This window comes from Streptomyces sp. NPDC048338 (assembly GCF_043201055.1).
Lineage (GTDB): Bacteria > Actinomycetota > Actinomycetes > Streptomycetales > Streptomycetaceae > Streptomyces.
Genome location: NZ_JBICYQ010000001.1, coordinates 427,602 through 444,260, shown reverse-complemented (window position 1 = coordinate 444,260; position 16,659 = coordinate 427,602). Strand labels below are relative to the sequence as shown.

The following is a 16,659-nucleotide window of genomic DNA, read 5'->3' as shown; positions in this document are numbered from 1 at the left end:
CCTTAGGGAGGGCGTTGACCTCTAGACAATACGGCGGCGCCCCCGTCCGGAAACACTGCCGGACGGGGGCGCTGCTGGTGAGGCTTGTTACAGCTCAGTAGCTTGCGCTTCCGGGCTGCGGGCCTCCGTGTTTCACAGGCCGAGCTCGACCTCGAACTCGCCGGCCTCGAGGATCGCCTTGACCGCGGTCAGGTAGCGGGCGGCGTCCGCGCCGTCCACCAGACGGTGGTCGTAGGAGAGCGTCAGGTAGGTCATGTCGCGCACGCCGATGACGGTGCCCTCGGCGGTCTCGATGACGGCGGGACGCTTCACCGTGGCGCCGATGCCCAGGATGGCGACCTGGTTCGGCGGGACGATGATCGTGTCGAACAGCGCACCGCGCGAGCCGGTGTTGCTGATCGTGAAGGTCGCACCGGACAGCTCGTCCGGCGTGATCTTGCTGGCGCGGACCTTGCCCGCCAGGTCGGCCGTGGCCTTGGAGATGCCGGCGATGTTCAGGTCGCCCGCACCCTTGATGACCGGCGTCATCAGACCCTTCTCGGAGTCCACGGCGATGCCGATGTTCTCCGAGTCGAAGTACGTGATGGTGCCCTCGTCCTCGTTGATCCGGGCGTTGATGACCGGGTGGGCCTTCAGCGCCTGGGCCGCCGCCTTCACGAAGAACGGCATCGGGGACAGCTTGACGCCCTCACGGGCGGCGAAGGAGGCCTTCGCCTGCTCGCGCAGCTTCATCAGCTTGGTGATGTCGACCTCGACGACCGAGGACAGCTGGGCCTGGCCGTGCAGCGCCTTCATCATGTTGTCGCCGATGACCTTGCGCATGCGGGTCATCTTGACGGTCTGACCGCGCAGCGGGGAGACCTCGAGGGCCGGGGCCTTCGACGCGGCCGGAGCGGCAGCGACGAGGGCCGGGGCGGCCTTCTTGGCCTCGGCGGCCGCGAGGACGTCCTGCTTGCGGATGCGGCCGCCGACGCCGGAGCCCTTGACCGACGCCAGGTCGACACCGTTCTCGGTGGCGAGCTTGCGGACCAGCGGGGTGACGTAGGCGCCGTCGTCCGCCGGCTGCACGGCGGCGGGGGCGGCGGCCGGGGCCGGGGTGACCGGGGCCGGGGCGGGAGCCGGGGCGGCGGCCGGAGCCGGAGCGGCCGGAGCGGCGACCGGGGCGGCCGGGGCCGGGGCAGCGGGGGCGGCCGGAGCCGGAGCGGCAGCCGGAGCCGGGGCCGCGGCCGGAGCCGGGGCCGCGGCCGGAGCCGGGGCGGCGGCCGGAGCGGCACCCGCGGCACCGATGACGGCCAGCTTGGCACCGACCTCGGCGGTCTCGTCCTCGGCGACGACGATCTCCAGCAGGACACCCGAAGTCGGGGCCGGGATCTCGGTGTCGACCTTGTCCGTGGAGACCTCGAGCAGCGGCTCGTCGGCCTCGACCGAGTCGCCGACCGACTTCAGCCAGCGGGTGACGGTGCCCTCGGTGACGCTCTCGCCCAGCGCGGGCAGCACGACGTCGGTGCCGGAGGCACCACCGGCGGCCGGAGCGGCCGGGGCCTCGGCGGCGGGCGCCGGGGCGGCGGGGGCCGCGGGGGCCGGGGCGGCGGGGGCCTCGGCGGCGGGCGCCGGGGCAGCGGTTTCGGCGGCGGGGGCCTCGGCGGCGGGGGCGCCCGAGCCGTCGTCGATGATCGCCAGCTCGGCGCCGACCTCGACGGTCTCGTCCTCGGCGACCTTGATGGAGGCGAGGATGCCCGAGGCGGGGGCGGGGATCTCGGTGTCGACCTTGTCGGTCGACACCTCGAGCAGCGGCTCGTCGGCCTCGACGCGCTCGCCCTCGGCCTTGAGCCAGCGGGTGACGGTGCCCTCGGTGACGCTCTCGCCGAGCGCCGGCAGGGTTACGGAAACCGACATGGTTTCAGTTGCTCCTAACGGTGGGGTCTCCCCCGCTCGCGCGGCGCGCCGAGCGGGGGAGGTGCGGAAAGTGGTCGTCGCGCCCGGTCGACTGGATCAGTCGTGGGAGTGGAGGGGCTTGCCTGCGAGGGCCAGGTGAGCCTCGCCGAGCGCCTCGTTCTGCGTCGGGTGGGCGTGGATGAGCTGCGCGACCTCGGCCGGCAGCGCCTCCCAGTTGTAGATCAGCTGTGCTTCGCCGACCTGCTCGCCCATGCGGTCACCGACCATGTGGACGCCGACCACGGCACCGTCCTTGACCTGGACGAGCTTGATCTCGCCCGCGGTCTTGAGGATCTTGCTCTTGCCGTTGCCCGCGAGGTTGTACTTCAGGGCGACGACCTTGTCCGCGCCGTAGATCTCCTTGGCCTTGGCCTCGGTGATGCCGACGGAGGCGACCTCGGGGTGGCAGTACGTCACCCGGGGCACGCCGTCGTAGTCGATCGGAACGGGCTTCAGTCCGGCCAGCCGCTCCGCCACCAGGATGCCCTCGGCGAAGCCCACGTGCGCGAGCTGCAGCGTCGGGACGAGGTCGCCCACGGCCGAGATCGTCGGCACGTTGGTGCGCATGTACTCGTCGGCGAGGACGTAGCCGCGCTCCATGGCGACGCCCTGCTCCTCGTAGCCGAGGCCGGCCGAGACGGGGCCGCGGCCGATGGCGACGAGCAGGACCTCCGCCTCGAAGGTCTTGCCGTCGGCCAGGGTGACCTTGACGCCGCTGTCGGTGTACTCGGCGGACTGGAAGAACGTGCCGAGGTTGAACTTGATGCCGCGCTTGCGGAAGGCGCGCTCAAGAAGCTTGGAGCTGTTCTCGTCCTCGACCGGGACCAGGTGCTTCAGGCCCTCGATGACCGTGACGTCGGTGCCGAAGGACTTCCACGCGGACGCGAACTCGACGCCGATGACACCGCCGCCGAGGATGATCGCGGACTCCGGGACACGGTCCAGGGTCAGCGCGTGGTCCGAGGAGATGATCCGGTTGCCGTCGATCTCCAGGCCGGGCAGCGACTTCGGTACGGAGCCGGTGGCCAGGAGGATGTGACGACCCTCGACACGACGGCCGTCCACGTCGACGGAGGTCGGGGAGGAGAGCCGGCCGTGACCCTCGATGTAGGTCACCTTGCGGGAGGCGACGAGACCCTGCAGACCCTTGTACAGGCCCGAGATCACGTCGTCCTTGTACTTGTGCACGGCCTTGATGTCGATGCCCTCGAAGGAGGCCTTGACACCGAACTGCTCCGCCTCGCGCGCCTGGTCGGCGACCTCGCCGGCGTGGAGCAGGGCCTTCGTGGGAATGCAGCCGTTGTGCAGGCAGGTCCCGCCGAGCTTGTTCTTCTCGATCAGTGCGACGTCCAGGCCCAGCTGCGCTCCGCGCAGCGCCGCGGCGTAACCGCCGCTACCGCCGCCGAGGATCACTAGGTCGAAAACGGTGCTGGCGTCGTTCGCCACGTCACGTCCTCCATGCATGTGCGCCGGTCGCCGGTCTCCGATGACCGGGCGGCGGCTGGTGTTCGGCCGCTATTGGTTCGGCCCTGTGGTGGGGGCCCTGTCCTGCCGAGAACCCATCTTCGCACTTGTTGACGGGAGGCGGGACGCGGGGCCGGTGTGTGAGACCGGGCGATCGTCGGTACCCGTGGGTAATAGGGGTGGGCGGCGCTGCGGATTTCGTCGAGAGCGCAACGGCCCCCGGGCAGGAACCCGGGGGCCGTCGCGTGGGGCCGGGCCGATCCCGGTCCGGCCCCGCCGAGGATCAGACCTCGCCGTCGGCGGTGCGCTCCGCCAGCTTGACCAGCGTGCGGACCGCGGAGCCCGTGCCGCCCTTGGGGGTGTAGCCGTACGGCGCGCCCTCGTGGAAGGCCGGGCCGGCGATGTCGAGGTGGGCCCAGGTGATGCCCTCGCCGACGAACTCCTGCAGGAAGAGGCCGGCGACCAGGCCGCCGCCCATCCGCTCGCCCATGTTGGCGATGTCGGCGGTCGGCGAGTCCATGCCCTTGCGCAGGTCCGCCGGGAGCGGCATCGGCCAGGACTGCTCGCCGACCTCCTCGGCGATCTCGTGGATCGCGGTCCGGTAGGCGTCGTCGTTGGCCATGATGCCGAAGGTGCGGTTGCCCAGCGCCAGGACCATCGCACCGGTCAGCGTCGCCACGTCGACGATCGCGTCCGGGTGCTCCTCGGAGGCCCGGGTCAGCGCGTCGGCCAGGACGAGCCGGCCCTCGGCGTCGGTGTTCAGCACCTCGACGGTCTTGCCGCTGTACATGCGCAGCACGTCACCGGGGCGGGTGGCCGAGCCCGAGGGCATGTTCTCGGCCAGCGCCAGCCAGCCCGTGACGTTGACGGGCACGCCGATGCGGGCGGCGGCGACGACCGCGGCGAAGACGGCGGCCGCGCCGCTCATGTCGCACTTCATCGTCTCGTTGTGGCCGGCCGGCTTCAGGGAGATGCCGCCCGAGTCGTAGGTGATGCCCTTGCCGACCAGGGCCAGGGTCTTCTCCGCCTCCGGGTGGGTGTAGGCGATCCGGACCAGGCGCGGCGGGTTCTCGGAACCGACGCCGACGCCGAGGATGCCGCCGTAGCCGCCCTTGGCGAGCGCCTTCTCGTCGAGGACCTGGACCTTGAGTCCGTGCTCCTTGCCCGCGGCCTGCGCCACGGCGGCGAAGGCGGCCGGGGTGAGGTCGTTCGGCGGCATGTTGATCAGGTCGCGGGCGCGCTTGATCTCCTCGGTGAGCGCCTGGGCGCGCTCCGCGGCGGCCTTGTGGGCCTTGTCGCGCGGCTTCGCGCCGAGGAGGGCGACCTCGGCCAGCGGCTTGCGGGCGTCGCCGTTCTTGCTGTCCTGGTACGCGGTGTAGGCGTAGGCGCCGAGCAGCGCGCCCTCGGCGATCGCCTCGGCGTCCTCGGCGCCGGAGATCGGCAGCGCGAACGCGGCCTTCTTCGTGCCGGTCAGGGTGCGGGCGGCGGTGCCGGCGGCGCGGCGCAGGGCCTCGGCGTCGTAACCCTCGCCGTCCTCGGGGGCGGAGCCCAGGCCGACGGCCAGGACGACGGGGGCCTTCAGGCCGGCGGGGGCGGGCAGCTTGGTCGCCTCACCCTCGGCACCCGAAGCACCGAGGGTCTCCAGGACGGCGGCGAGCTTTCCGTCGAACGCCTGGTCCACGGCCTCGGCGCCCGGGGCGACGACCAGGGCCTTGCCGGACTTCGCGACGCCGACGACGAGGGCGTCGGCACGCAGCGTCGCCGCGCCGGCGGTGCTGAGAGTGAGAGCAGTCACGGTGGTGAAATCTCGCTTCCATTGAGTTCTGTAGCGGTCGAGGGATGGGCCGACCGTGCCCGCCGCATCGTATTTCGGCCCGGAGAGCGCCGAGAACGAGCCTACGCTCGCCGCTCGCGTTCGATCACGGCGACGTTGATTCACTCGTCCGAGGTGTCTCTTTCACGTTTACCGCTCACGCCGCGAGGGCTCGCTCAGAATCGCCTCATTCACGCAGGGGCGGCACCCCCGTCCACGCACCATCTCCACAGGTTCCCTCCTGCCCGGAGGGCCTGCCGAGGGGGACACCACCACGATGGACTCCGCCGGATCCCGCATGCCCGGAGCCGCCCGGGCCACGGCACTCGTCGCCGCCGCGCTGCTCGCCACCGTCGTCCCGTCCGCCGGTGCCCGCGCCGCCGAACCGGCACCGCGGATCGATCTGACCGTCCTCGTCGTGGACGACGGTGGCAGCGCCGTGGAGGCGATCACCTCCGAGCTGCGCTCCACCGGCGTGCCCTACCGCAGCGTCGACCTGAACGAGCCCGGCCGCCCCGTCATCGACGCCGCTTTCCTCGGCGACACCGTCGACGGCCGCCCCCGGGCCAAGTACCAGGGCGTCGTCCTGCCCCACGAGTCCGCCTTCGGACCCGACTCCGCCGAGCAGGCCGCGCTGGCCGCCTACGAGCGCGCCTTCGGCATCCCGCAGGTCGACGCCCAGACCTGGGCCCACCCCGAGGTCGGCCTCGACTACACGACCGACGGAGGCTTCTCCGGCGTCCTCGACGGCACGGTCGCCACCGTCACCGCCGCCGGCCGCGGCGGCCCCTTCCGCCACCTCGACGGTCCGCTGGCCTTCGAGGACGGCGACCCGTCCGTCTCCGAGAGCTACGGCTACGCCGGGCGCCCCCGCGCGGGCTACACCAGCTACCTCGACATGCCCGTCGCGGGCGGCGGCCGGGCCAGCCTCATCGGGGAGTACGCCCACGACGGGCGCCGCGAACTGGTCGTCACCTTCGCCTACAACCAGTACCAGCGGCAGTTCCGGGTGCTCGCCCGCGGCATCGTCGAATGGCTCACCCAAGGCGTCCACCTCGGTCGGTCCCGCAGCCGGTTCTCCGTCCACGCCGACGACGTCCTCGCCCCCGACGCCGCCTGGGACCCCGTCCGCAACTGCACCCCCGGCGACTTCGACTGCCCCGGCGCCGACGACGCGGGAGCCGCGCCGATCCGGATGACCGCCGCCGACGCGCGGTACGCCGCGGCCCGGCAGAAGACCGCCGGCCTCACCCTCGGCCCGGTCCACATCGGCGGCCAGGGCGAGCAGTGGAAGGCCGATCACGGCGGCACCGACCCGCTCGCCGCGCAGCTCGTCGCCGACCGCGCCCGGTACCGGTGGATCAACCACACCTTCGCGCACCCCTTCCTCGGCTGCGTGCAGGACAGCACCACCGTCCCGTGGACGCGCGCCACGAACGCCTCCGGCGCCCCGCTGTGGACGAGCCGGGCCGAGATCTCCGGGCAGATCCGCGACACCCTCGACTGGGCCGGCGCCAAGGGGATCCCCATCGACCGCGGCGAGCTCGTCACCGGCGAGCACTCGGGGCTCAGGACCCTTCCGCAGCAGCCCGTCGACCACCCCCACCTCGCCGGGGCCCTCGCCGACAATGGCCTGAAATGGACGGCCGGCGACAACGCGCGCGAGCTGCCGACCACCTGACGACCGACCAGACGCTCCGGGGGGACACGCACATGCCGAGCCGCTGCCGTCACGTCACCCTGCTCACCGACGGCACCTAGCGGCACGTCCATGGCGGCGTGAGCGTTCGACTGGTCCGGTCCGCCGCCCACCGCCCCAAGACGCTCCCTGGAGGTGCCCGTCCGTGAACTCCCGCCTGCTGGTCCCCTTCTACGAGCATCCGGCCGACCGGCCGGACGCCTGGAGCGCGGTGATCGAGGCCGCGCCGTCCCTGTACGGCGTCGTGCTCAACCCGGCGAGCGGGGCGGGGGAGCGTCCCGACCCCGCGTTCGCGGACGTCGCCGCACGCCTGCGGGCGGCCGGCACGCGGGTGCTCGGGTACACCGACACCGCGTACGGGAGGCGCCCGCACGGCGAGGTCGTCGCCGAACTGCTGCGCCATCGCGACTGGTACGGGGCCGACGGCGCCTTCCTCGACCAGGTGCCCACCGAGGCGGAGGCGCTCGCCCACTACCGCCGCCTCGCCGTCGGCGCCCGCTCCGCCGGTGCCCGGGCCGTCGTGCTCAACCACGGGGCCCATCCCGACCCCGGATACGCGGAACTCGCCGACCTGCTGGTCACCTTCGAGGGGCCGTGGGACACCTACCGCAACCTCGACCTGCCCGTCGCCGACCACTACTGCCACCTCGTCTACGCCGCCCCGTCCGGCGTCCGGCCGGCCACCCCCGTCCACTGCGCGGTCCCGGGAGCCGGCGCCCACCCGTGGGGCACGCTGCCCCACGGCCTGGAGCCTGAGCCCGTCTCGGCGCCGACGCCCGAACGGACGATCACGGCGTCCGCGGGGGCGCCGTGAAAAGCGGTGGACAGGCCGCGGCCACCGGGCGAACATCCTCGCGATGAACAGCGAACCTCTCCCCGCCGCCAAGAACGTCCGATTCGTCGAGCTCAGCGCGAAGGCGTTCCGGGCGCTCGCCGACGGAGACCTGGCCGGCGGCAGCGCCGAGGCCGGAGTCGCCCTCGACGAGCACTTCGTCGGCGACCGGGCCCGATGGATCTTCGGCCACCGCGCCGACCAGCTCGCCGCGGACCCGTCCGCCGCGCCCTGGACCGCACGGGCCGCGGTGTCCGTACCGGACGGCACCGTCGTCGGCGACGCCGGGTTCCACGGGCCGCCGGACGAGGCCGGACTGGTCGAGATCGGCTACACCGTCGTGCCCCGGTACCGCCGCCGCGGCTACGCCCGCGCCATGGTGGCGGCGCTGCTCGCCCGAGCCGCCGCCGAACCCGGAGTCAGGACCGTGCGGGCCACCATCGGATCCGACAACACGGCATCCCTGGCCACGATCGCGGGCTTCGGCTTCACGCGTGTCGGCGAGCGGAGCGACGGACACGACGGGATCGCGATCGTCTTCGAGATCCCGGCGGACGCGACGCGGGTCTGAGCCACCGCGCGGGCACCGGACGTCCGCGCCGGGACGGACGCTACGCCGCGCCCTCGCGGGTGACGACGTAACAGGTGACGCGGCCCTCGCCCGACTCCCGCCAGTCGCTCTCGCCGGACCACATGTACCAGTACGTGTCCTTCTCGGCGCTCTCGGAGGTCCAGCCGGACGGGGCACCGTCGTACGCCCCGCGGCACGCCCGGCGCGCCCGCTTCTGCGCGGCGTCGCCGCCCGGGAAGGCGCCCTTGCCCAGGGACAGTTGGTCGAACACCCGCCCGTCGTGGGGCCCGGAGCAGGGCACGCTCACGACCATCCGGGCCTCCCGCAGACCGGTGCCGAAGTCGACGCACTTCCCGGCCTTGACCGCGAGGAGCCGGAGCACCGCGTCGTTCGCCTCGCGGGTGGGGCCCTGAGGGGCGGCGGAGGACGGGGCGGCCGTGCCGTGCGCGGAGAGCGTGAGGTCCATCCGCAGCGAGGTCACGTCGTGGAGGGCACTCCCCTTCCGGCCGAGGGTCGAGGCGAGGTCGACCAGCGCGTGGACGATCCGGCCACGGCCGTCGACCGAGACGGTCAGCGGCAGAGGGGCGGTACGGGAGGACGCCATCCCCTGGACGGTCAGCTCGTCGCGCAGATCCTGCGGGAAGAGCTCCCAGGCGACCGTGGCGGGCATCTCCGCCCGGTACGTCCGGCCCTGCCCTTCGGTCTTTCCGGCCGTCGCCTCCGCGCCGCCGATCCCCTCCAGCAGCGTGCCGCCGATCGGGCTCTCGGTGCCGAGCAGCCGGTCGACGGCATCCGAGCCGGCCGTCGCCCCGTCGTCGCCGACCGTGTAGCGGAGCCAGTAGTCCGCGGAGCCGGCGCGGTAGCGGATGGCCTGCCGGTCGACGAGGAAGCTTCCGGAGGCGTCGGCGTTCGTCCGGCCGGGAGTGGAGCCGAGCATGGCCGCCTTGGCGGCGTCGGGGTACTCCTTCGGCACGCTCCAGGTGACCCGCGCCTCGCCGGTGCCCCCGGCGAAGTCCAGCCGGCCGCTCGTCGTCTGGACCGCCCGGCCCTTCTCCGACTCGAAGGTCAGCGTCTGGGTGAAGCGCGCGCCGCCCGCCTTCTGCGTCTGGCGCAGGGCGAGGAACACCTGCCGGTCCAGGGGCTGGTCGAAGACCGGGTGCTGCGCGGGCCGCGCGGCCCGCGGCTTCGCGTTCCCGTCCTCGCCGGTTCCGCAGCGGCGAGGAGGAGGGAGGTGGCAAGGAGGGCGGCCGCGGCGCGGGCGGGACGTCTGATCACACGTTCAAGACCGGGCAGTCATCCGGAGGGTTGCCCTCCGAGGCATCACGAAACGATCACCCCAGCGTCAGCGCCACCAGTGCCGCCGTGGCCGCGGTCTCCTCCACCGCCCCGAACACGTCTCCCGTGACGCCGCCGAAGCGCCGCACGCACCGCCGCAGCAGCAGTGCCGCGGCCGCGAGGGCCGCACCCGCCGCCAGGACGTGCCGGACAGCGTCGTACGGGGAGAACGCCGCGCCCGCGGCCGCGCACAGGACCAGCACCAGGCCCGTGGCCAGCGCCGCGGGGCCGACCGGGACGGTCGACGCGACCATCGCGCCCAGGCCCTCCGGGCGCGCCGCGGGGATGCCGGTGCGGGAGGCGTGGGTCAGGGCGAGGCGGGCGACGGTCGCGGCGAGCGCGGCGGCGACCGCGCCCTGCGCCCAGCCCTCGTCGTACAGCCGGTAGAGCGCCGCCACCTGGGCGAACAGGGTGAAGAGCAGCACGATGACGCCGAACGGCCCGATGTCGGACTGCTTCATGACGCGCAGGGCGTCCTCGGCCGGCTTCGCGCTGCCGAGGCCGTCCGCGGTGTCCGCGAGTCCGTCCAGGTGCAGGCCCCGGGTCATCACCGCCGGCACCGCCGCCGTGATCACGGCGGCGAGCAGCGGGCCCGAGCCGAGCAGCAGGAACATCCCGCCGAGCGCCGCCGAGCAGAGGCCGACGACCAGGCCGGCGAGGGGCGCCCAGAGCATGCCGGCCCGCGCCGCGTCCCGGTCCCAGCGGGTGATGCGGGCGGGAAGCACCGTGAGGGTGCCGAAGGCGAAACGCAGGCCGTCCATCCGGGCAGGGTAATCGGCGTCCTCGGACGGTAAATTGCGCATACCCGAATAAATCGTGCGATCAGAAGCGGGTGGCATGGATCACTGGTTCACGCGCAACATCATCGAGCCGGGGAAGCTCGCGACGCTGCTCGCCCTGACCTCCTTCATCCTGACCTTCCTGATCACCCGGATCGTCACCCGGCTGATCCGGGCCGGGAAGGGACCGTTCCGGAACGTCTCCTCGGCGGGCGGGCTGCACATCCACCATGTCGTCCCCGGCGTCGTGCTGACCGTCCTCGGCGGTTTCGGCGCGGTCGCCAGCGACCGGCACGGCGTCGGTGCCGCCGTCTTCGCGATCGTGTTCGGGATCGGCGCGGGGCTCGTCCTCGACGAGTTCGCGCTGATCCTCCATCTCGACGACGTGTACTGGTCCGAGCAGGGCCGGAAGAGCGTCGAGGTCGTCGTCCTCACCGCGGCGCTGGTCATGCTGGCCCTCGGCGGCTTCTCGCCCCTGGGCGTCGACGACCTCACCGGCGACGAGCGGCAGAACCGGGCCGCCTTCGTGGTCACCGTCCTGGTGAACTTCCTCTTCGTCCTCGTGTCCCTGGTGAAGGGCAAGTTCCGGATCGCCGTGATCGGGGCGCTGGTGCCGTTCGTCGCCCTCGTCGGGGCCGTGCGGCTGGCCCGCCCCGGGTCCTGGTGGTCGCGGCACTTCTACCGCCGCCGCCACCGGGCCCGAGCCCGCTCGCGCCTGCGCACGTACCGGCACGACAGGCGCTGGAACCGGGTGCGGCGGCGGGTTCAGGACGTGATCGGCGGCTTCCAGGAGCGGGTCCCCGCGAGCATCTCGGGCCCCGGCCCTGGCTCCGGCTCGGATACGGGGCCGGGGCCGGGTGCCGGTTCCGGCTCGGGCTCCGGTGCCGGCTCGGGTCCGGGCTCCGGCTCCGGGTCCGGCGACTGATCCCCGCCCCGCCGCTCCCGCCACCGCGTGCCGGCGATGATCAGCAGCACGGCCGCGATCGCCGCCAGATGCTCCTTGCCGGCGAGGTTGTTCTTGATCAGCACCTCGACGACCATCGCCACGATCACCAGCGCCCCGGTCCAGCGGGCCCGGTAGCGCCGGCACACGTACACCGCGAGGCCCACGACGGCGGCCGACGGGCCGGTGTCGACCACCTGGGCGTCCGAGGCGGGCAGGCCGAACGGGCTGTCCGGCCCGAGCGCGACGGCCGCCCGGGCGTACAGCGTCCCGGCGAGCGTCGCCACGTAGGCGATCGTGAGGGTCCGCCACCGGCCCAGGCAGATCTCGGCGATGCCGAAGACCAGCAGCACCTGGGCCAGCGCGCCCCACACCGGCAGGTCGAGCGCCGGCACGAACAGCGACAGCGGGGTCCGCAGCAGCGCGAGCCACAGCGGGTCCTCGGCCCGGACCGAGCCGATGTCCTGGACGGGCTGGTAGCCCCAGTCCGTGTTCTGCACGATCTGGAACAGCGCCGTGAGGCACACCGCGCTCAGCGTCATCGCGATCGCGCGCCACCGGCGCGCGACCAGTCCGGCCCGCACGGTGGCGTACAGCGGTCCCCACTCGCGGCGGGCGAAGTCCCGGAGAGCCGACCTCACCGCGTGCCCTCCAGGTGTCTGCGGTACAGCCACCTCGGCATGCCTGGTGCCTCCAGGAAGCCCTCGGCGCGGCCCGCGGCGAGTCCGATGCGCAGCAGGTCGGCGCTCTTCTCGAAGAGCATGAATCGGGGCTCCCAGATCGGTCGGTACTTGGCGTTGGCGCGGTACAGCGACTCGATCTGCCACCAGCGGGAGAAGAAGCTGAGCAGCGAACGCCACATGCGCAGCACGGGTCCCGCCCCGAGCTTCGAGCCACGTTCGAAGACGGAGCGGAACATCGCGAAGTTGAGCGAGACCTGGGTGATCCCGATCTCCTCGGCGCGCTGCAGGAGCTCGATGACCATGAACTCCATCAGGCCGTTCTCGGAGTCCCGGTCACGGCGCATCAGGTCCAGCGAGAGCCCCTTCGGGCCCCAGGGCACGAAGGACAGCACGGCGCGCAGCCTGCCCTCGCCGTCGGTGCACTCCAGCATCACGCAGCGGCCGTCCCGTGGGTCGCCGAGCCGGCCGAGGGCCATCGAGAAGCCGCGCTCGGTGGCCCCGTCGCGCCAGTCGTCGGCCTTGCGCAGCAGCCCGTCCATCTCGTCGGTGGGGATGTCCTCGTGCCGCCGGATGCGGACCTCGTAGCCGGCCCGCTTGACCCGGTTGAACGCCTGCCGGACCGTGCGCATGGCCCGGCCGTCGAGGGTGAACTCGTCGGTCTCCACGATCGCCTCGTCGCCCAGTTCGAGCGCGTCGAGGCCGTGCCGGGCGTAGACGGTGCCGGCCTCCTCGCTCGCCCCCATCACGGCGGGGATCCAGCCGTGCTCGCGGGCCTCCGCCAGCCAGGGCTCGATCGCCCCGGGCCAGGCCTCGGGGTCGCCGATGGGGTCGCCCGAGGCGAGCGAGACGCCGCCGACGACGCGGTAGGCGACGGCGGCCTTCCCGCTGGCCGACCAGACCACGCTCTTCTCGCGGCGCAGCGCGAAGTAGCCGAGGGAGTCCCGGTCCCCGTGCTTGTCCAGCAGGCCGCGCAGCTTGTCCTCGTCCTCTGCGGTCAGCGGGTCGACCGCCCGGCGCGAGCGGAACGCGGCGTAGAGCACGGCGATGAGCAGCAGGGTCGACAGGACGTTGATGGTGACGTTGACCCAGCCGGGCGTGGCGATGCCGTCGTAGGCCGAGTCGTCGGCGGCCAGCGTGACCAGCCGCAGCACGCCGTAGCGCCAGCGTTCCAGGAAGGTCGAGGTGCCGGTGGAGGTGTTGGTGACGGTCACGAGCAGTGCGGCGAGCAGCGAGGTGACGAGCAGTCCGCCGACCGCGACGATCGCGGCCAGCCACGGGTTGGAGCGGTCGCCCTTGGCGTAGAACTCCTTGCGGCCCAGCACCAGCGCGAGCACGAAGGCGGCGGTGAGGACGACGGAGATCCAGTTCTGGGCGTGCTGCCGGATCTCCGGGAAGAACATGGCGACGACGAAGAGCAGCAGGAAGAGCCCGCTCAGCACGATGTTGAGGATCCACGCGGCGCGCTTGCGGCGGCGCATGGTGATCGCGAGGAAGAGCGTGAAGACGCCCGAGGCGAAACCCGCCGTCAGCAGGTACGGCGTGAAGTAGTTGTCGGTGTTGTGTCTGCGGAGGTCCTGGCCGAACGAGACCCAGACGGCGCTCAGGAAGTTGACGAACGTGACGGCGCGCAGGTACCAGACGGCGAACGCGGCGCTGCGCCGCGAGCGGGCGGTGCCCCCGGGCGCTCCTTCGGTGGACAAACGGACCTCTCCCATGAAAAGCGATCATATGGGGCATCGCCTGTCATGACGGGGCGCCGGAGACGGCCGCCCGCGAGTTGGGGGTCCCCCCAGGACGAAGTCCTAGGGGGAGGGGCCGTGTCCGGCGCCGTCGTCCGTCTCAGTCCTCCTCGGCCGGCGTGTCCGCCGGGTCCGCCGGAGTGGTCGGCTCCGTCGGAAGCGGCGCCTCGGGCCGCTCCGGCAGCTCCGCGGCGAGCGCCGCCGCGGCCTGGACGAGGGGAAGAGCGAGCAGTGCCCCGGTTCCCTCGCCCACAGTGACGCCGTGGTCCAGCAGAGGGTTGAGCGCCATCCGGTCCAGCGCCTTGGCCTGCGCCGGCTCGCCGCTCACCTGCCCCGCCAGCCACCAGTCCGGGGCCCGGAACGCCGCCCGCTGCGCGACCAGCGCGCAGGCCGCGCCCACCACGCCGTCCAGCAGAACCGGCATCCTGCGCACCGCGCTCTGCAGCAGGAAGCCGGTCATGGCCGCCAGGTCCGCACCGCCCACCGCGGCGAGCAGTTCCACCTGGTCGCCGAGCACCGGCCGGGCGCGCCGCAGCGCGTCCCGGACCGCCGCGCACTTGCGCATCCACGCCAGGTCGTCGATCCCCGCCCCGCCGCGGCCGGTGACCACCGAGGCGTCCGTGCCGCACAGCGCCGCGACGAGCGTCGCCGCCGGGGTCGTCCCGCCGACGCTCAGGTCGCCGAGGACGACCAGGTCCGTGCCCGAGTCCGCCTCCTCGTCGGCGATCGCCATGCCGAGCCGGATCGCGGCCTCGGTCTCCTCGGCCGTCAGCGCGTTCTCGACGTCGATCCGGCCGCTGCCGCGCCGGACCCGGTGGCGCACCACGTCGGCGGGCAGCAGCCCGGGGTCGCAGTCGAGCCCCGCGTCCACCACCCGCACCGGCACCCCCGCGCTGCGTGCCAGCACGGCGACCGGGCTCGCGCCCTCCAGCACCGCACGGACCAGCTCGTACGCGCCCCCGGCCGGCCGGCCGGACACGCCGAGCGAGGCCACCCCGTGATCGCCCGCGAAGAGCACCACCCGCGGCTGCTCGATCGCCCGCACCGTGACCGAACCCTGTGCCGCCGACAGCCATTCGCCCAGCTCGTCGAGCCGGCCGAGCGCGCCGGGCGGCACGGTCAGGCGCTCGCGGCGTTCCTCGGCGTCACGCCGTATCCCCCCGTCGGGGCGCTCGATCAGATCGGAGAAGTCGTCCAGGTTCACGGTTCCGCCTTGGGAGATCAACGAGGCCATCGATGATCCGCACCCTACCCGCGCAGTACCAGCGCCTGGCCTGCGACGACCAGCAGGACCTGCTCGCACTCCCCGGCGAAGGCCGCGTTCAGCCGGCCCAGCTCGTCCCGGAACCGGCGTCCCGACGCCGTCGCCGGCACCACCCCCGAACCGACCTCGTTCGTCACGGCGACGACCGTGCGGCCGGTGGCCCGCACCGACGCCACCAGTTCCGCGACCCGGGCCTCCAGCTCCTCCCGGCCGCCGTCCGCCCACCGCCCGTCGTCCCACGCCCCGACCCGGTCCATGGCGTCCGTCAGCCACAGGGACAGACAGTCGATCAGCAGCGGCGGACCCTCCTCGGCGAGCAGCGGCACGAGGTCGCAGCTCTCGGTGGTCCGCCAGGACGACGGCCGCCGCTCCCGGTGCAGATGCACCCGCTGGGCCCACTCCGGGTCGCCCTCGCGGACCCCGCCGGTCGCCACGTACACCACCTCGGGGAACGTCTCCAGGCGCCGCTCGGCCTCCACCGACTTGCCCGAACGGGCGCCGCCGGTCACCAGGGTGCGGCGTGGCACCTCCGGCACGGCGTGGTACTCGCCGACGTACAGGGTCGTGCCGTCCGGCACCGCCCGTGCCCCGGCCGCCGCCAGCCGCCGGTCCAGCTCGGCCCCCCACGGTGCGTCGTGGTCCAGGTGCACGGCGACGACGTCGGTGGCCGGCCCGACCGCGCCGGCCGCCCGCAACCGGGCCAGCGCGTCCGGCCGGCCGGTGACGTCGGCGACGACCGTGTCGTACGGCCGCCCGTCGTCGTCGTGCAGCCCCGCGGGGGATCCGGCCGGCGGCAGGTAGAGCAGCCGCTCGCCGTCGGGGGCCGTCACCTCGTACCCCGTACCGGGGGAGTCCATCGCCACCGCCCGCACCCGGTGCCCGCTGATCAGCGTCAGCTCGCGCCCGTCCGGTACGCGTCCGGCAGTCGGCAGACCGGCCGGCATCTCGACGGCCGGACCGTCGTGCGGGTGGGTCAGCAGCACCTGCCGCACCCCCACCAGCGAGTGCCCCGACCGGGCCGCGGCCAGCGCGGCGCCCGGCGTCAGGTCGAGCAGCAGCGCCCCGTCCACCAGCAGCGAGGTCGCGGCCCGCGCCCGGGTGCCGCGGGCGGTCGCGCACACGGCGCACGGGCAGTCGGGGCGGGGGAGTCCGAGGGGGGCGCCGGTGCCGAGCAATGTCAGTTCCACGCACCGATCCTCCCGCGTCACCGCGACGGGTGCGCGCCCGGCTACGCTGCGGGCAGGAAACCGATCATCCGGTGAAGCCCAGGAGGCGGACATGGCATGGACGTGGCGTTTCGAGAAGTCCGACGGCACCGAGGTCCAGCCGGCGGTGGCGCCGGACGAGTTCACGACCCAGGGTGACGCCGAGTCGTGGATCGGGGAGAACTGGAAGGACCTCCTGGAGGGCGGCGCGGACCAGGTCACGCTCTCCGAGGACGGTGCCAAGATCTACGGGCCGATGGCCCTGGACGCCGAGGCGTAGTCACCCGTGGCGGGCCGCCCGTCCCGCCGGGGAACCCCCTCGGTCGCGGACGGGTGGAGACGCCCGCCGGGAGCGTCCCGCGGGTCGGCGTCCGACCCGCGGGCCCCTTCACCCGCG

The 16,659-nt window shown here is 73.4% G+C and carries 12 protein-coding genes and 2 pseudogenes; 5 read left to right on the top strand and 9 right to left on the bottom strand.

All coding sequences use genetic code 11. The features are described from left to right. Nucleotides 1-132 precede the first annotated feature (132 nt). From sucB to ACGFZF_RS02050, 3 genes are all read right to left on the bottom strand, one after another. Nucleotides 133-1,896, bottom strand: a complete 1,764-nt coding sequence (gene sucB, locus ACGFZF_RS02060; RefSeq protein ID WP_393550601.1) for a 2-oxoglutarate dehydrogenase, E2 component, dihydrolipoamide succinyltransferase — start codon at nucleotides 1,894-1,896, stop codon at nucleotides 133-135. Between the two features lie 96 nt (nucleotides 1,897-1,992). Continuing rightward, on the bottom strand, nucleotides 1,993-3,381 hold the full coding sequence (gene lpdA, locus ACGFZF_RS02055; RefSeq protein ID WP_393550600.1) for a dihydrolipoyl dehydrogenase: 1,389 nt from the start codon (nucleotides 3,379-3,381) through the stop codon (nucleotides 1,993-1,995). Between the two features lie 301 nt (nucleotides 3,382-3,682). Beyond that, nucleotides 3,683-5,194 (bottom strand): leucyl aminopeptidase, encoded by a 1,512-nt coding sequence (locus ACGFZF_RS02050; RefSeq protein ID WP_393550599.1) that lies wholly within the window; start codon nucleotides 5,192-5,194, stop codon nucleotides 3,683-3,685. 295 nt (nucleotides 5,195-5,489) lie between these two features. Between ACGFZF_RS02050 and ACGFZF_RS02045 the strand changes: the two are divergent. From ACGFZF_RS02045 to ACGFZF_RS02035, 3 genes and pseudogenes are all read left to right on the top strand, one after another. Next, nucleotides 5,490-6,878 (top strand): annotated as a pseudogene (locus ACGFZF_RS02045) (hypothetical protein); the annotation flags it as partial. Nucleotides 6,879-7,056: 178 nt separating this feature from the next. After that, nucleotides 7,057-7,725: a spherulation-specific family 4 protein gene (locus ACGFZF_RS02040; RefSeq protein ID WP_393550598.1), complete on the top strand. Its 669-nt coding sequence runs from the start codon at nucleotides 7,057-7,059 to the stop codon at nucleotides 7,723-7,725. Between the two features lie 43 nt (nucleotides 7,726-7,768). Further along, entirely contained in the window at nucleotides 7,769-8,314 is a 546-nt protein-coding gene (locus ACGFZF_RS02035) for a GNAT family N-acetyltransferase (protein WP_393550597.1), read from the top strand. A 40-nt stretch (nucleotides 8,315-8,354) separates the two neighbouring features. On the opposite strand, the gene ACGFZF_RS02030 is transcribed toward ACGFZF_RS02035, so the two are convergent. Further along, nucleotides 8,355-9,440 carry a hypothetical protein gene (locus ACGFZF_RS02030; RefSeq protein ID WP_393550596.1) on the bottom strand — a complete coding sequence of 362 codons (1,086 nt, stop codon included), beginning with the start codon at nucleotides 9,438-9,440 and terminating at the stop codon, nucleotides 8,355-8,357. 205 nt (nucleotides 9,441-9,645) lie between these two features. Continuing rightward, on the bottom strand, nucleotides 9,646-10,410 hold the full coding sequence (cobS, locus tag ACGFZF_RS02025; protein ID WP_393550595.1) for an adenosylcobinamide-GDP ribazoletransferase: 765 nt from the start codon (nucleotides 10,408-10,410) through the stop codon (nucleotides 9,646-9,648). 76 nt (nucleotides 10,411-10,486) lie between these two features. Here cobS and ACGFZF_RS02020 point away from each other — a divergent pair, with 76 nt between their 5' ends. Continuing rightward, nucleotides 10,487-11,353 carry a hypothetical protein gene (locus ACGFZF_RS02020; RefSeq protein ID WP_393550594.1) on the top strand — a complete coding sequence of 289 codons (867 nt, stop codon included), beginning with the start codon at nucleotides 10,487-10,489 and terminating at the stop codon, nucleotides 11,351-11,353. Here ACGFZF_RS02020 and ACGFZF_RS02015 read toward each other — a convergent pair. The 4 genes and pseudogenes from ACGFZF_RS02015 to ACGFZF_RS02000 all read right to left on the bottom strand — a co-directional run. Beyond that, nucleotides 11,353-12,012: pseudogene (locus tag ACGFZF_RS02015) on the bottom strand (hypothetical protein); the annotation flags it as partial. The gene ACGFZF_RS02020 and the pseudogene ACGFZF_RS02015 sit on opposite strands and share 1 nt — an antisense overlap. Then, the gene (locus tag ACGFZF_RS02010; RefSeq protein WP_393550593.1) at nucleotides 12,009-13,769 is read right to left on the bottom strand and encodes a phosphatidylglycerol lysyltransferase domain-containing protein; all 1,761 of its coding nucleotides are present in this window, start codon (nucleotides 13,767-13,769) and stop codon (nucleotides 12,009-12,011) included. The pseudogene ACGFZF_RS02015 and the gene ACGFZF_RS02010, both read right to left, overlap by 4 nt. Nucleotides 13,770-13,893: 124 nt before the next feature. After that, complete coding sequence (gene cobT / locus ACGFZF_RS02005) at nucleotides 13,894-14,997, bottom strand: nicotinate-nucleotide--dimethylbenzimidazole phosphoribosyltransferase (RefSeq protein ID WP_393550592.1); 1,104 nt, start codon at nucleotides 14,995-14,997, stop codon at nucleotides 13,894-13,896. A gap of 44 nt (nucleotides 14,998-15,041) precedes the next feature. Then, the gene (locus ACGFZF_RS02000) at nucleotides 15,042-16,244 is read right to left on the bottom strand and encodes a bifunctional adenosylcobinamide kinase/adenosylcobinamide-phosphate guanylyltransferase (protein ID WP_393550591.1); all 1,203 of its coding nucleotides are present in this window, start codon (nucleotides 16,242-16,244) and stop codon (nucleotides 15,042-15,044) included. Between the two features lie 91 nt (nucleotides 16,245-16,335). Between ACGFZF_RS02000 and ACGFZF_RS01995 the strand changes: the two genes are divergently transcribed. Continuing rightward, nucleotides 16,336-16,542 carry a hypothetical protein gene (locus ACGFZF_RS01995; RefSeq protein WP_356603150.1) on the top strand — a complete coding sequence of 69 codons (207 nt, stop codon included), beginning with the start codon at nucleotides 16,336-16,338 and terminating at the stop codon, nucleotides 16,540-16,542. Nucleotides 16,543-16,659 lie beyond the last annotated feature (117 nt).